Origin of the sequence: Anaerococcus senegalensis JC48, assembly GCF_000321005.1 — a bacterium.
Classification (GTDB): Bacteria; Bacillota; Clostridia; order Tissierellales; family Peptoniphilaceae; genus Anaerococcus; species Anaerococcus senegalensis.
The window spans coordinates 177,915-193,212 of record NZ_HE578909.1; the positions used below are offsets into that span (position 1 = coordinate 177,915).

Below are 15,298 nucleotides of genomic sequence, written 5' to 3' on the forward strand. Positions count from 1 at the left end.
TAGAGTCCATAAGCCTCTTTAATGTTTTAAATTTAAAAATTACAAATAATTAATCATTGCTTTAGTAATATTATCATAATCTACTTTATATCGATTGACATAAAAGTAAAAGCAAGGCTATAGCCTGCATTTATGGATAGGTTCATTGAATCTATGTGGGAAAATTGACTTGCTGTAATTGGCATTATTTCTTTATTATTTTTTAAAATTTCATAGGTCATATTGTTTAACATATAAGCCATAATTTTCTTATATTTTGGATCTTTGGAAAATTTTTGACATGAAAATTCCCAAAAATACTTAGAATTTTTGCTAAAAGATCCCAATCCTATTAATTTTTTATCATCATAATAGGCATAAGCAAATTTTGAATTAAAATAAGGGTCATCAAAATCAAATACAAATTTGTATTTTTTGTATTTTTCGGCATTTTTAAGGTCGATTTTTTCAAATTTAAAAGCTCCTTGAATTTTTTTAAAATTTTTATTAGGCTCAAATACTGGACCAAAGTTTACAATTTTTTGACCATATTTTCCAATAATTTTATCTATTTTATAAATATTTTCATATTCAAAAAACCATTCTGATGGAAAATCTTCCAGTTCATCTTTCAATTCTTCTAATATTTTCTTATTATCTGATTTTATAAGGACATTTTTCCCACATCCTATTATAGAAGTTGGATAAAGATTGTAGGTCAAGGATTCTTTTTTATATTTCATATTTAAAAAAATATTTTTATTTTTAACTAAATCATCATTTTCTAAACCGAAGTCGTAAAGGATTTGTTTTTTTGTTAAATTTCTCATTTTATCCCCTTTCTTTTAAAACAATTAAGTTTGACATATTTTTTTATCTATAATATTGTATAAATAAAGAAAAGGAAAGGAAAGGATTTTTTATGAAAACAACAGTGATTTTTATAGTAATTTTAATAATAAGTGCAATAGTTAATTTCCTTTTATTGTCAAAATTCAGTTTTGGTGATGATAGGGATAGGAAAATTTTTAATAAAACCTGCTCTCATACCCTAATGGCCTTTATAATATATCTTTTACTTGATATTATTTTACCTTTTACAAATAATACAGATTCTTTTACAAATCTTTTTGTAATTTCCTTTTTATTTTTGATCAATCAACTTGTCTACAGGAAGAAATTATCATAAATTTTGAATTGCAAAACAAATATTTAAAATTTAACACAAAAAAATCGACTTTAAACTTTCTTTACAATTTAAAGTCGATTTATTTTATATGTCCACTAGCACAGCTTTCTGATTTTGGTTCAATCACGCTTATGTCCTTTCTTTTTTCATATTTAAATATACATTCAAAGTTTATTTAAATATCTCGGCATATTGACAGTTTTGTATATCTTTTACTTTATGGGAAAACTTCCTCCTAACATTTTTTTACTTTATTATTCAATTGTCATTATTCAATTGTCGCTTGGCTTTTTCTTATTTATACCATAAATAAATCTTTTAGAAAAATGTCAGATGGCTTTATTTTACACTTGATTTCCACCACTTTTTCTATGAAATCCTTAATCAAATTCTTTTTTTAAATAATCATCACTATTGTAAAGTTTCTAATTAAAAATTTAAGATTTAAAATACATTTAAATTCTTATAGTCTAAATAAATTTATAGTTTAAAACTTTTCTATATTACTAATTACTATAAATCTTAAGCCTATTATTTAATCCTATGCTAGTGGACTATCAGAAGATCTTATCTTCTGTTATTATAATGATACCCTGTGAAATCGATTCTAAACATTTTTTTAATAAATTTTTTAAATTTTTATTTTAGTTAAATAAAATAGCATACATATTATTTTAAAAAATAAAAAAATCTCCCAGTTAAGGGAGATAATTTTTATTTTAGATTAAGTCTAAGGCTTGATTTAGATCTTCTATTATATCATCGCTATCTTCTAGTCCTACTGATAATCTTATTAAACCTGGTGCTATTCCTGCTTCTTTTAAAGCTTCTTCCGTGTAAGTTGAATGGGTCATTGTTGCTGGGTGTTCTATTAATGTTTCAGCATCTCCCAAACTTACAGCAAGTGAGCATAATTTTACATTATTCATTATTGTTCTTCCTGATTCAATTCCACCTTTTACTTCAAAGGTTACCATTGCACCATAATCTTTCATTTGTTTTTTAGCAACTTCGTGGTTTTTAAAATCTTCTAGACCTGGATAGTATACTTTTTCTACGTTTTTGTGTTTTTGTAAGGCTTCTACTACTTTTTTAGCATTTTCTATATGTTGTTTCATTCTAACTTCTAGAGTTTTCATTCCTCTAAAGATCAAAAATGCATCATGAGCAGATAGGACTGAACCTGTAAAATCTTTTTGTCCTACTAGTCTTACTTGGGTCATTAGTTCTTTTGAACCGCATGAAAATCCTGCTATTACATCTCCATGGCCGTTTAAATATTTAGTTGCAGAATGTACTACTATATCCACTCCAAGTTTTAATGGATTTTGTAGATATGGTGTTGCAAAAGTATTATCTGCTATTACCATAGTATCTTTTGAGTTTTTCTTTGCAAGTTTTACAACTTCTTCTATATCTATTATATCAAGGGTTGGATTTGCTGGTGTTTCTAGATATACTATTCTTGTATTTTCTTTTAGATGACTTTTTACTTCTTCAAGATCTGTCATATCTATAAATTCTACTTCTATATTAAATTTTTGAATTTCATTTAAAAATGCAAAAGTACATCCATAAAGTGTTCCACAAGCAAGTATATGATCTCCAGCTTTTATAAAAGGCCAAATTGATGATGTAATTGCTCCCATACCTGATGATGTTGATACTGCTGCCTCTGCTCCTTCAAGAGCTGCAAGTTTTTTTTCTAAGGCATCATTTGTTGGATTTCCAAGTCTTGAATAAATAAAACCTTCTTCTTCTAGGGCAAATCTTCTTCCACCTTGTTCAGCGCTATCAAAAATAAAGGTTGATGTTTGATAAACTGGTAGTCCTAATGAACCATATGTATCTTTCATCGCTCCTGCGTGAATTGTTTGTGTTGCAAATGATCTTTTTTTGTTTTCTGTCATATTTCTTATCCTTTCTTTTTTATTATTTTTTATCTCTTTTATTTTTATAAATATCTAATATAATATATCCAAATACTTTAAGGAGATATTATGAATTTAAATAAAATCTATTATGCTATAGAAGTTTCTAAAACCGGCTCAATTTCAAAGGCTGCCAAAAACCTCTATACTTCCCAACCTGCCATTTCTATGGCTATAAATGATCTTGAAAAAGAGTTGGGCTTTAAAATTTTTCAAAGATCTCAAAGTGGAACTCAAACTACTGCCAAGGGTCTTGAGTATTTGATAAAATGTCAAGATTTAATCGGCAAGTACAAGGAGATTCAAAGACAATATTGTTCTGACAATAATGATATTTCCGAACTTAGAATTTCAAGTCAACATTTTAATTTTGCTGTATCTGCCTTTATGAAATTAATCGAAAAATATAAGGATTCTCCTTTTAAGTTCTACCTTAAGGAAACGACTTCCCTTCATGCTATTAATCATGTTGAAAATGATTATTCAGACCTTTCTTTCATTTACATAAACAAATCTTATAGTGAAGCTATCTTTAATTTATTTAAAGAAAAGTCTTTAACATATGTATCAATTGCCAAAGTAATCCCTCATGTTTTTATAAATAAAAACCATCCTTTGGCAAATAAAAATTTAATAAAAATTTCTGATCTTTATGATTATCCTATGATAATTTATGAGCAAGATGATACTCAAATTTTACCAGAAGAATTTGTAAACTTGCCTAATCATAAACAAGTAATTTACACCCAAGATAGGGGTACAACTTTAGGGCTTATATCAAATACCAATTCTTTTAATGTTGGAACTGGATGCCTTCACCCTAGTAATGGATTTTCTAACATAAAAACTGTTAAACTTGAAAATCCTGAAAATTTGTCTATGGATATAGGCTATGTTTACAAATCTTCTAGAAATCTTTCAAAACTATGTAAAGAATACCTAGACCTTACTAAACTTGAGCTTCTACATTGTCTCCCAAGTTTTTAGAATGGTCAGCTAATTTTGATTCTGGCATATCATATTTAAAATTCCACTTATCTTTTGCTTTAGTAAATGGTACATAAATTGATATTATAGAAATAGCTCCTAGAATAAATTGATACCAGAAATATGGCATAATTTGGAATGGTGCAACTGCACCTTTTGTAAATCCTGCCGCTATCAAAACTTGAGCTGCATAAGGAACTAATCCTTGGAATACACAAGAAAAAGTATCAAGTAATGATGCAGATCTTCTAGGGTCAATTTTATATTCGTTGCACATTTTCTTTGCAATTGGTCCTGAAATTATAATTGCTACAGTATTATTTGCAACTGCAACATCTGCAAGAGAAACTAGAGCAGCTATACCAAACTCTCCAGATTTTTCACCTTTTGCAAATTTTTTAATTTTAGAAATAATCCAATTAATACCACCTTCTTTGGTAACCATATTGGAAAGACCCCCAATCAACATTGATAGTAGGAATATTTCAAACATTCCTGTAAATCCTTCCCACATTGTTTGGGAAAGTTCTAGTAGATTAAATCCGTTGTTCATAAGTAAAACTACACCAGAAAGTGCTATTCCACCAGTAAGTACCAAGAAGACGTTTACTCCCATAAGAGCAACAACCAATACAAATAAGTAAGGAATAACTTTAATTATTTCATAATTTAGTGCAGTTTGGCTAGGCCTAGATTCTGGAGCGCCAAAAATAAGTAGTAATATAAATGTAATTATTCCAGCTGGAAGAGCTAGCTTTATATTCATCCTAAACTTATCTTTCATATCACAGTTTTGAGTTCTTGTTGCAGCTATAGTTGTATCAGAAATTACTGATAAGTTATCACCAAACATAGATCCACCTACCAAGGCTCCAAGCATTAAGGGAAGTTTTATTCCTCCTGAAGTTGCAAGACCTATAGCTATAGGACCAAGTGCTGTTATAGTTCCAACTGAAGAACCTGTTGCTATAGATATAAAACAAGCTATCAAAAATACACCTGCTGTCAAAAATCTAGCTGGTATAAAAGATAAACCTAATCCTACAACAGAATCAACTCCACCTGAAGCTGATGCTACAGTTGAAAAAGCTCCTGCCAATATGTATATCAAACACATTATAACTATGTTTGAATCGCCACAACCTTCAATTAAATTGTCAAATTTATCATCAATACTTCCACCAAATAAAATAAAAGCACTAATAATACCAACAAAGGCTGCTATAGGTGCTGGCAATTGATAAAATGCCATTTCCACTCCTCTTAAGTGAAGCATTATACCTGTGAATAGGTACACAACTATAAAAACTAAAAATGGAATTAAGGCTTTACCAGAAATTCTTTCATTTTCTTTCAAAATATTCACCCCTTTTTTAAATGATTACGTTTTCATGATTATAATACATTATTTTAAATTCATCGTAAAATACATATAAATTATGATCTATATAAGTAAAACTTATATCCATTAGAAAGGCTATTTTTTCAAAATAAAGAGGATATTAAAATCAATTTTTTTCTTTTATCAATACAAAGTAACTTATTTTACAATTTATAATAAAACTAAATTAAATCAAATATTAATAAATTATTAGCTTGAATTAATAACTAAATATAAACTTTCTAATTTCTAAACTTTAATTAAAGCAATTTTTAGATAAAATATTTTGATTTAAAAGACTTATCTTGTTTTTAATTTATAATTATATAAAAAAGAAAAACCTGAATTTTTAGGTTTTTCTTTTAATAATTTTGTTATTTTGCCTTATTTTTTAAGGATTGATCTATTGAATTTTTTAGCATTTTTAAATAAGCATCATACACATTTAATCTTCCAAAATAATGAACTCCATCTGTTCCTGAATAATATTCTGGATGAGCCATTGCTTCTTTTTCCCAATCCATTAGGGTTATGAAATCATATTTTTTCGAAATTTCTCTCATAGCAACCGATACTCTGTGAGGTTGTTTATAGCGATTATCATAGCAAGTTACCAATATTAAGCGTGTTTTTTGAGGAATTGCCTTTATAATTTCTTCAAGACTTTCTTTTGGATCTTTTATAGCGTTTGTTCCAAGGGCAATTACGACAACAGATCCCAATTTTCCTTCTTTTTTCATTTGATTTATTAAATCACTTGCCGAATCAATTGGCCTACTTCCTTCTGCATTTACGTAAATATTTGGAATGTTTTCTTGAATCATTTCCCTATTACCCAAAAGTACACTATCTGCCAAAACATTAATCATAACATCATTATTTTCATTTGTAACTTCTTTATTTTCAGATTTTTTTATAGCCATATCAAGTAAATTTTTATCCATTTTTATCTTATCTATATCTTGTTTAATAGATTTTTCTAAAATGGTTTTTTCTATACTTACCATATCATCGGCTTTTTTATCCAAAATATATGCCATTGTTATTGAGGATGAAAATATAAGGACAAGAAAAATTTGTATAATCATCTTATTATTTTCATAAATGATTTTTTTATTATTAAAGAATTTTTCTCCAAGATATATATCTTTTCCATTAAATAAAGGCTCAAACAAATGAAAATTAACCAATACTAATAGTGCTGTTACTAACACTGCCAATATCACTCCAAAAAAATTATCAAAAACACTTGTAATTATTACAAAACTTGGCCAATGGAAGATGAAAATTCCGTAAGAATACATGGATAATTTATTAATTATTTTTTTCTCTTCTATATTTTTATTTGAATAAGAAACCAATATCATCAAAGCTGTAATAAAATCAGTTAAAATGAAAGCTAATGTATAGGTTGATTTATTATTGTAGGAAAAAATAAAACTAAATACAATCAAAATCACTGAAAATATAGCTGTTGGTTTTAGGTATGGAATTTGTTTATAAGAAAATCTTTTTACAAAGCACCCAACAAAGGCCCCCATAATAAAAGATCCCATTCGGGTAAAATCATAAAAATAAACAAATGATATTTTGTCTTTTGAGCTTATTACAAGAAAAATCATCAATAAATATGAAATAAAATAAAGGCAAATGCAAATTTTCATTAATAATGAGGAATATTTCTTCTCATAATGTTTTATACTTTTAAATTTATTAACTATAAGGGTCAAAACCAAAGGCCAAAGTAAATAAAAGTGAACTTCTATAGCCAAAGACCAAGTTGGCATAAATAATTGTCTTATAAATTGTCCCTCATAAGAACCCCCTCTTACAATTTCAAAAATATTGTAATTAAAGCTAATAGCTGATATAAATTGATCAAAAAATCTTACACTGTAATCCTTATTAATAAAAAAACAAAAAAGGCTAGTTAGAAAAACCATCAACAAAACTGGAGGAAAAATTCTAACAAATCTTTTATAATAAAATTTTCTAATATCAATTTCTTTATTTTTATATATTTCATCTAAAAGATGGTAGGTAATTAAAAAACCTGATAATACAAATAATATATTTACTCCTAAAAACCCCCCAGGAATAAAATTTGAAAAAAAGTGGTAAAATACCACCAAAAAAATTCCCAATACACGAATATAATCTAAGCCTTTAATTCTCATCTTTACCTTCTAATCTCATCCAACCATTTTTTACTTTTTTATAAATATATCCATCCTTAAGTTTGATTTTTATATCTTTGTTAGCCTTATTTTTATTAAATTTAGAAAAATAAATAAAATCATCTCCTACAAATTTACCTACCCCATCAAATCTAGAGTCTTTAAATTCTCCAATATATTTTCCTTCAGGAGTAGTAAGATTTCCTTTTCCATTTAATTTATTTTTAACAATTTCACCACTATATCTTATATCTTTTGCTACTTTGTAATTTGATACTTTTTTGGGCTTTAACAAAAATAAAATATATATAAAAGAAATAACCATCAAAATACCTACAAAATATGCAAAAAATGAATTGAATTTTTTATTATCCATATCTACCTCTTTACTATCATCATAGTAATTATATCAAAAACAAAAGCTTTTATCACCTATTATATATTGATAAAATAATAATTATTTAAGTCTAAAAATTCAAAAATTTTTATTTTAATATCTTTTGAAATTCTTAGCAAATTTTTACTTACTTTTTATATTTTCTTTTAATTTTGATTCAACCATATCATATTCAAAATTCCACTTATCTTTTGCCTTTGCAAATGGAATATATATAGAAATTATTGCAACTATACCAAGTATAAATTGATACCAAAAATATGGAATTATTTGAAAAGGAGCAACTTTTCCCTTGCTAAAACTTGCAGCTATCAAAACCTGAGCAGCGTAGGGAACTATTCCTTGAAAAACACAAGAAAATGCATCAAGCAAGGAAGCTGATCTTCTTGGATCAATTTTATATTCCTTGCACATTTTTTTGGCAATTGGGCCAGAAATTATAATTGCAACAGTATTATTTGCAACAGCAATATCTAAAAGAGAAACAAGCATAGCTATACCAAACTCTCCTGATTTTTCTCCTCTTGCAATTTTTTTGATTTTTTCAATAATCCAATTTATACCACCTTCTTTACTAACCATATTAGAAAGTCCACCTATTAACATGGAAAGTAAAAATATTTCAAACATTCCTGTAAAGCCTTCCCACATAGTTTGAGATAGGGCTAATAAATCGAATCCATTATCTAAAAGAAGAATAAAACCAGAAAAAGCAATTCCTCCAGTAAGAACCAAAAATACATTTAATCCCATAAGTGCTGAAATAAGAACAAATATGTAAGGGATAATTTTAATAATTTCATATGATAAAACTTTTTGAGCTGGCATGCTTTCAGGCGCTCCAAAAATTAATAAAAGAATGAAGGTAATGATGCCTGCTGGAAGGGCTATTTTTATATTCATCCTAAATTTATCTTTCATTTCGCAATTTTGAGTTCTTGTGGATGCAATTGTTGTATCAGAAATAATAGATAAATTATCTCCAAACATAGCCCCACCAACCAAGGCTCCAAGCATAAGTGAAAGATTTATTCCACCAGATTCAGAAAGACCAACAGCAATTGGACCTAGAGCAGTAATAGTTCCAACAGAAGTTCCAGTAGCTATAGAAATAAAACAAGCTATCAAAAATACACCTGCTGTTAAAAATTTAGCGGGAATAAATGAAAGTCCCAATCCTACTACAGAATCTACTCCTCCAGATTTGGATGCAAGGGCAGAAAAAGCTCCTGCCAATAAGTAAATCAAACACATAATAATAATGTTTGAATCTCCACAACCTTCTATTAAATCTTCAAATTTATCATCAATACTTCCACCAAATAATAAAAATGCACTAATAATTCCAACAAAAGCTGCAATAGGTGCTGGAAGTTGATAAAATGCCATTTTCACTCCCCTAAGATGAAGAATAATACCTGTTGATAAATAAATAATTATAAAAACTAAAAATGGTATTAAAGCTTTTGCAGAAATTTTTTCCTCTCTATTCATTAAATTAACTCCTTTATATTGAAATAATTTTTTATAAAAACTTATAAAACAAATAGTAAAACTAAAATTTTAAATATTTATATGCCTTTTATAATTATAACAAAAGTTAGAAAATTTAAATAACAATATGAAAAACAAAATATTTTATAAAAATTAAGATAAGCAAAAATAATAAATTTAAAAAATAAATGGGTATAAATAAAAAAGAGATTAAAAGTTATAAAGGAGAATAAAATGAATATAAAAAACGTAACTGTTGCTGGCGGTGGAGTACTAGGTGCTCAAATAGCTTATATAACAGCATTTCATGGATATAATGTAACCCTTTGGGGAAGAAGCGAAGCTTCTATTGAAAGAATTAAACCAAGAATTGAAAGACTCTACAATATTTTTTCAAAAGAATTAGAAATTGCTCCAACTTATATTGGACAAGAAAATCCAGATTATCCTAGATCTTTTTTCAATGACAAAAGTGAAATTACTGAAGAAAAAATAGAAGAGTTAAAAAATGTAAATAACAAAATTTACAAAGATATGAAATACACTACTGATCTTGATGAAGCTTTTTCAAATGCGGACTTAGTTATAGAAGCAATTGCAGAAATTGTGGATGAGAAAAAAGCATTTTACGAAAAAATTTCATCTCATTTAAAAGAAGATACAATAGTAGTTTCAAACTCATCAACTCTTCTACCTTCACAATTTAGTGAATATACAAAAAGAGAAGATAAATTTTTAAATCTTCACTTTGCAAATAACATTTGGAGACAAAATGTTGCAGAAATAATGAAACATGATAAAACAAGTGATGAATCTTTTGAAAGTGTGGTAGAATTTGCAAAATCAATTGGAATGTATCCAGCAATACTTAAAAAAGAACAACCAGGATACATTTTAAATTCACTTCTAGTTCCACTACTAGATTCAGCTTTAATGCTTTATGGAGCAGATATTGCTGAACCAAAAGATATAGATATGGATTGGAAAATAGGAACAGGAGCACCAAAAGGTCCTTTTGAAATTATAGATATAGTTGGAATTACAACAGTAATAAATATAACAAAGATAAGTCCAAAAGCAAAAGATCCAAACTCACCACTCGCAAAAGCTGTAAAAAAACTAGAAGAAAGAGCTGAAAAAGGTCTTAAAGGAGTAGAAACTGGAGAAGGATTCTACAAATATAAATAAAAAAAAGTAAAAATTCTCTTAACCTATACTTTAATTTCTAGGTTAAGAGAATTTATTTTTATAAATATTTTATACTTGACTATTTTAGTCAGGATTGTATAATTAGTTTTGTAATATTAATGACGTAAAAAAGAAGAGAACATAAAATACACTTATTACAGAGAAAGTCTAAAAAGCTGAGATAGACTGTGAGATATTTATGTTTATGCATCTTTGAGTCTTATTGGCGAAAAAAGTAGTCAATAACAGGTGCGCCTGTTATAGCGCTAGGAGTTGTTAGACTCCGATTAAAGTAATAACTTAATTTTTCAAATATTTAAGTTAAACTTTATTTAATGAGGCTTTTTATTTAAAAATAAAAAGTGAATAAAGGTGGAAACACGGTAACTCGTCCTTTTTGAGGGGCGGGATTTTTTTTTACTCATTTTTATTATCTCAAAAACGAAAGGAGATAAAAATATGATTAACAAAGAAGAACTTAGTATTAGCACAAAGGATATCAAAAAAAAGGCAAAAGAAAACCTAGCTTATGGTAAGGCTATTAGAAATTATCTACACACTTATCCAGAACAATCCAATAAAGAATTCAAAACAAGTAGTTTTTTACAAAATGAATTAAAAAATATGGGATATAAAATCATAAAAATTCCAAATAAAAATTCATTTCTTGCCCTACTTGATAGTGGAAAATTTGGAAAAACTGTTGGCTTTAGAAGTGATATGGATGCTCTAAAAATTTTAGAAGATTCTAATAATCTAAGCCAAAAAAGAGAGGTTATTTCAAAAAATAAGGGTCTAATGCATGCTTGCGGTCACGATGGACACATGGCCATTGCCTTAACTTCTGCAAAAATTCTTAAAGATTATAAGGATATTTTAAAAGGAAAAATTTACTTTATATTCGAACAAGCTGAAGAAACTTGTGAGGGAGTTTCGGATGTCATATCTTTTATAAAAGATAAAAACATAAGCTTTGATGCAATTTACGGTAACCATGTCGATCCAAGTCTTGATATTGGAAAATTTTCTATAAAGAATGGGACAATTCAAGCAGGAAGCATGGGATTTGATGTTGATATTTATGGAAAAGGTGGACATGGTTCAAGACCTGACCTTTCCAATTCACCAATTCAAGCCTTAGTTAAAATTATAGATAATCTAGAAAGTCTATGGATATCAGAATTTGATCCTAGAGATAATATTTCCCTATCAATTGGATCAATAAATGCTGGTTCAGCTCCAAATATTATTGCTGACAAGGCTAACTTTAAGGGAACTTCCAGATTTATAAAAGATGAAACAGGAGAAAAAGCCCTAGATCTTTTTAAAAATATTGTAGAAAATACCGCAAAACTATATTCTTCTAAGGTTAATTTTAACGATTATACAAAAATCGTAACCTATCCTACAATTAATGATGAAAAACTTGCAAAGCTTTCAAGAAATGTAGCAAACAGTTTATTTGAAAATCCAATTGTAGATAAAAAAATGTCTTTTGGATCTGAAACATTTTCAGCCTATTCAAATTTAGCACCTACAGTATTTGTAGAGCTTGGCATAAAAAACAAAAAATATGGATCAGGATCAAATATTCACACAAAAAATTTTGACCTTGACCCTAATGTAATCTACTACGCATCATCACTTTTAAGCACTTTCGCTTTTGAAATTTTAACAAAATAATAAAGGAGTATATATGAAATTTTTAACATTATTTATAGGTCTTATACTTTTCTACCTATTAGGATTTATGAAAAAGAAGGGAATATCCTTTGGAATGAGGGTGATTTCAGGATCAATTTTAGGAATAATTCTTGGATTTTTCTTTAAAGAAAGTACAGAATATATAGGAGTTTTTGGTAGAATTTATGCAAATCTGCTATTTTCTGTTGTTATACCTCTCTTACTTGCATCAGTAATAAAAATTGTAATATCAACAGAAAACTTAGCAAATCTTAAATCAATGGGACTAAAGACAATTGGAGTTTTGAGCCTTCACAATGTCCTAGGTTCATCAATAGGACTTATACTTGCTGTAATATTTAAAATAGGAAAAGATGCTAATATTCCTATAACAAAATCAAGCGAAGTAAAAGAAGTTCCAGGATTTGCAGATGCTTTTGTAAACTTCTTTCCAAAAAATATAGTCCTAGACGCATCAGAAGGATCTGTAATCCCAATAATAGTATTTGCAGTTCTAATTGGACTTGCTATTCTTCAACTAATAGAAAGAGGAAAAGAAAAAGAAGTTAAGCCCTTTGTGGATTTTATAGAATCTTTTTCTGAAATAATATTTAGACTAATAGGATTTATAACAGACTTTACCCCTTATGCTGTATTATCTTTATTAGCAAATTCAATAGGAAATATAGATTATACAGCAGTTAAGCCTCTTTTATTCATCCTAATATTAACCTACGTGGCATCAGTATTCCATTCATATATAACAACAGGAGCTCTATTAGCAATACTTGCAAAACTTAACCCATTTAAATTTTTCAAGAAAAATTGGCCGGTTCAAGCAATAGGATTTACAACCCAATCATCAGTTGGTTCAATTGCCGCAAACATTGAAAACCTAACAGAAAATATGGGAGTAAGTCAAAAAATAGCTTCCTTCGTTGCACCAATGGGAGCAACAATGGGAATGCCAGGATGTGCAGGATTTTGGCCAGTAATGTCAGCCCTATTAACAGCAAATGTACTTGGAATAAACTATAAAGTATCAGATTATATAATGCTAATATTTGTAGCCTTATTAGTTTCACTTGGAACAGTAGGTGTACCGGGAACAGCGACAATAACAACAACAGCAGTTTTTGCTGCAATGGGACTTCCAGTAGAAATGGTAGTAATCCTATCACCAATCTCATCACTTGCAGATATGGGAAGAACAGCAACAAATGTAACAGCAGCTGCATCATCAGCCTTGATAGTTGCTGCAAATGAAAAAGAAATAGACAGAGACACTTACAACAAATAAAATAAATAATTTTTAAAGACAATTAAAAAATATAAGAAAAAAACTCGACAAGAAACATTAAACTTGTCGAGTTTTATAATATAAATAATAAATTAATAAAAATCTTTTTTTCCTAATTATTGTATTTTAAATACTTGCCTTAATAACCATCAAATCACTATCTTCAATAGCACTTAAAGCATGCAATTCATTGGGTTCCATATTAATTATATCGCCTGGTATTATAATCTCACTCCCATTTTCTCCAGTAAAATTAACCTTACCATTATAAATTACAACTATCACATTTTTATCTGATTTATGACTAGCAACTTCATCACCTTTCTTAATTTGAAGGTGAGTGATTTGTAGTTTATCCTCATCAATTAAATGTTCAAATTTACCATCCAAAACATTAGCACTTAATTTTTTCATATAATCTCCTTATTTATAATAATTATTATCTATTTCATTATACTATAACAATTTAAAGTATCTTTAGGATAATTTTTTTAAGTTCTGGAAGAGTTTCATCTTTAAAAAAAGTATTTTTAGCTAACCACCTATTATTTAAAGGACTCGGATGAACTAGAGGAAAATAATTTGGCAAATAGTCTCTAAAACTTCTAACAGTTTCTGTTAAGTTCTTCTTAAAATTATCTTTTAGGTAAAATTTTTGTGCATATGCTCCTATCAATATAGTTAATTTAACATCTTTAAGCTCTTCAAGTAGAAGAGGATGATATTCTTTGGCAATAAATTTTCTAGGAGCCTTGTCCCCACTTTTTCCCTTACCTGGATAATAAAAATCTATAGGTATTATAGAAAAGTCTTTACCATGGAGGATGTCCTTATTAATACCAAGCCAATCCACTAAATTCTCCCCGCTTTTATCATTAAATAAAATTCCACTTTCCTCAACTTTCCTACCAGGAGCTTGACCAATTATCAAAATTTTACAATCTCTATTTAACTGAAAAATCGGTTCAATTCCCCTATCCGTATAGCTTTTATTTCTATAATCTTCCTTTAACTTTTCAAATATATCTTCTACTTGCATAGAACCTCCTTATTCAATCATAAATAAATTTTTACCAATTTACAATAAAATTCTAGGGAAAAAATAAGCCTATAACAAAAATCCTACATATAAAATATACACTTATTTTTTAATTATATAAAATATTGTTGCACTAGGATTTAAATTATTCAAAGATAGATTAAATTTGTTTTTAAATATCAAAAATATACTATAAAAAATAAGATATAGAATAAATCATTCCATATACTAAATTAAAAAATAAATAAAAGAAATTTAAATTAATATATAAATTAATTTCTTAATGATAAAACCTGAATATAAAAGTAAAAAATTTATAAAATTAAAACTAATAAAAATATTAACATAAATGAAAGAAAAAATAAAATATAAATCAAAAAAGACCAGCCTAAGCTGATCTTGTTTGTTTGGCAACTACCTAGTCTCCCGGGAGGTCTCCCTCCGAGTACCATCGGCGTTAGAAGGCTTAACTTCTGTGTTCGGTATGGGAACAGGTGTATCCCTTCTGCCATCGTCACCACATATTTAATATACTGTTTTAACCTTTTTAATC

At 27.9% G+C, this 15,298-nt stretch carries 13 protein-coding genes and 1 rRNA gene; 5 read left to right on the forward strand and 9 right to left on the reverse strand.

The window, feature by feature from the left end; genetic code table 11:
- Window positions 1-80 precede the first annotated feature (80 nt).
- Window positions 81-809, reverse strand: coding sequence for a hypothetical protein (locus ASHG_RS08625; RefSeq protein ID WP_040398877.1), 729 nt, complete (start codon window positions 807-809; stop codon window positions 81-83).
- 92 nt (window positions 810-901) lie between these two features.
- On the opposite strand from ASHG_RS08625, the gene ASHG_RS08630 reads away from it, so the two are divergent.
- Window positions 902-1,168 carry a hypothetical protein gene (locus tag ASHG_RS08630; RefSeq protein WP_040398878.1) on the forward strand — a complete coding sequence of 89 codons (267 nt, stop codon included), beginning with the start codon at window positions 902-904 and terminating at the stop codon, window positions 1,166-1,168.
- A 719-nt stretch (window positions 1,169-1,887) separates the two neighbouring features.
- Here the strand turns inward: ASHG_RS08630 and megL are convergent.
- Entirely contained in the window at window positions 1,888-3,078 is a 1,191-nt protein-coding gene (gene megL, locus ASHG_RS08635) for a methionine gamma-lyase (RefSeq protein ID WP_040398879.1), read from the reverse strand.
- Between the two features lie 90 nt (window positions 3,079-3,168).
- Between megL and ASHG_RS08640 the strand changes: the two genes are divergently transcribed.
- Window positions 3,169-4,086 (forward strand): LysR family transcriptional regulator, encoded by a 918-nt coding sequence (locus ASHG_RS08640; RefSeq protein WP_040398880.1) that lies wholly within the window; start codon window positions 3,169-3,171, stop codon window positions 4,084-4,086.
- On the opposite strand, the gene ASHG_RS08645 is transcribed toward ASHG_RS08640, so the two are convergent.
- The 4 genes from ASHG_RS08645 to ASHG_RS08660 form a co-directional block, all read right to left on the reverse strand.
- On the reverse strand, window positions 4,049-5,443 hold the full coding sequence (locus ASHG_RS08645) for a Na+/H+ antiporter NhaC family protein (protein WP_040398881.1): 1,395 nt from the start codon (window positions 5,441-5,443) through the stop codon (window positions 4,049-4,051). The two genes, ASHG_RS08640 and ASHG_RS08645, sit on opposite strands and share 38 nt — an antisense overlap.
- Before the next feature lie 398 nt (window positions 5,444-5,841).
- Window positions 5,842-7,644, reverse strand: coding sequence for an acyltransferase family protein (locus ASHG_RS08650; RefSeq protein WP_040398882.1), 1,803 nt, complete (start codon window positions 7,642-7,644; stop codon window positions 5,842-5,844).
- Window positions 7,634-8,020 carry an MORN repeat-containing protein gene (locus ASHG_RS08655; protein ID WP_040398883.1) on the reverse strand — a complete coding sequence of 129 codons (387 nt, stop codon included), beginning with the start codon at window positions 8,018-8,020 and terminating at the stop codon, window positions 7,634-7,636. The genes ASHG_RS08650 and ASHG_RS08655 overlap by 11 nt, the downstream gene beginning before the upstream one ends.
- A 144-nt stretch (window positions 8,021-8,164) precedes the next feature.
- Entirely contained in the window at window positions 8,165-9,535 is a 1,371-nt protein-coding gene (locus ASHG_RS08660; protein WP_040398884.1) for a Na+/H+ antiporter NhaC family protein, read from the reverse strand.
- 234 nt (window positions 9,536-9,769) lie between these two features.
- On the opposite strand from ASHG_RS08660, the gene ASHG_RS08665 reads away from it, so the two are divergent.
- From ASHG_RS08665 to ASHG_RS08675, 3 genes are all read left to right on the forward strand, one after another.
- Window positions 9,770-10,723 carry a 3-hydroxyacyl-CoA dehydrogenase gene (locus ASHG_RS08665; RefSeq protein WP_040398885.1) on the forward strand — a complete coding sequence of 318 codons (954 nt, stop codon included), beginning with the start codon at window positions 9,770-9,772 and terminating at the stop codon, window positions 10,721-10,723.
- 459 nt (window positions 10,724-11,182) lie between these two features.
- Window positions 11,183-12,406 (forward strand): amidohydrolase, encoded by a 1,224-nt coding sequence (locus ASHG_RS08670; RefSeq protein WP_051145912.1) that lies wholly within the window; start codon window positions 11,183-11,185, stop codon window positions 12,404-12,406.
- 13 nt (window positions 12,407-12,419) lie between these two features.
- On the forward strand, window positions 12,420-13,706 hold the full coding sequence (locus ASHG_RS08675) for a dicarboxylate/amino acid:cation symporter (RefSeq protein WP_040398887.1): 1,287 nt from the start codon (window positions 12,420-12,422) through the stop codon (window positions 13,704-13,706).
- A gap of 126 nt (window positions 13,707-13,832) precedes the next feature.
- Here ASHG_RS08675 and ASHG_RS08680 read toward each other — a convergent pair whose 3' ends face one another.
- The 3 genes from ASHG_RS08680 to rrf form a co-directional block, all read right to left on the reverse strand.
- Window positions 13,833-14,120, reverse strand: a complete 288-nt coding sequence (locus ASHG_RS08680; protein ID WP_040398888.1) for an AraC family ligand binding domain-containing protein — start codon at window positions 14,118-14,120, stop codon at window positions 13,833-13,835.
- Between the two features lie 52 nt (window positions 14,121-14,172).
- Complete coding sequence (locus ASHG_RS08685) at window positions 14,173-14,745, reverse strand: uracil-DNA glycosylase family protein (RefSeq protein ID WP_040398889.1); 573 nt, start codon at window positions 14,743-14,745, stop codon at window positions 14,173-14,175.
- 405 nt (window positions 14,746-15,150) lie between these two features.
- Window positions 15,151-15,267 (reverse strand): 5S ribosomal RNA (gene rrf, locus ASHG_RS08690).
- Window positions 15,268-15,298 lie beyond the last annotated feature (31 nt).

What these genes read in the sequence shown, in the direction of transcription:
- ASHG_RS08680 (WP_040398888.1), bottom strand. Translation starts at nt 14,120, where the DNA reads ATGAAAAAATTAAGTGCTAATGTTTTGGATGGTAAATTTGAACATTTA.
- ASHG_RS08650 (WP_040398882.1), bottom strand. Translation starts at nt 7,644, where the DNA reads ATGAGAATTAAAGGCTTAGATTATATTCGTGTATTGGGAATTTTTTTG.
- ASHG_RS08685 (WP_040398889.1), bottom strand. Translation starts at nt 14,745, where the DNA reads ATGCAAGTAGAAGATATATTTGAAAAGTTAAAGGAAGATTATAGAAAT.
- ASHG_RS08655 (WP_040398883.1), bottom strand. Translation starts at nt 8,020, where the DNA reads ATGGATAATAAAAAATTCAATTCATTTTTTGCATATTTTGTAGGTATT.
- ASHG_RS08625 (WP_040398877.1), bottom strand. Translation starts at nt 809, where the DNA reads ATGAGAAATTTAACAAAAAAACAAATCCTTTACGACTTCGGTTTAGAA.
- ASHG_RS08630 (WP_040398878.1), top strand. Translation starts at nt 902, where the DNA reads ATGAAAACAACAGTGATTTTTATAGTAATTTTAATAATAAGTGCAATA.
- ASHG_RS08660 (WP_040398884.1), bottom strand. Translation starts at nt 9,535, where the DNA reads ATGAATAGAGAGGAAAAAATTTCTGCAAAAGCTTTAATACCATTTTTA.
- ASHG_RS08640 (WP_040398880.1), top strand. Translation starts at nt 3,169, where the DNA reads ATGAATTTAAATAAAATCTATTATGCTATAGAAGTTTCTAAAACCGGC.
- ASHG_RS08665 (WP_040398885.1), top strand. Translation starts at nt 9,770, where the DNA reads ATGAATATAAAAAACGTAACTGTTGCTGGCGGTGGAGTACTAGGTGCT.
- ASHG_RS08670 (WP_051145912.1), top strand. Translation starts at nt 11,183, where the DNA reads ATGATTAACAAAGAAGAACTTAGTATTAGCACAAAGGATATCAAAAAA.
- ASHG_RS08675 (WP_040398887.1), top strand. Translation starts at nt 12,420, where the DNA reads ATGAAATTTTTAACATTATTTATAGGTCTTATACTTTTCTACCTATTA.
- megL (WP_040398879.1), bottom strand. Translation starts at nt 3,078, where the DNA reads ATGACAGAAAACAAAAAAAGATCATTTGCAACACAAACAATTCACGCA.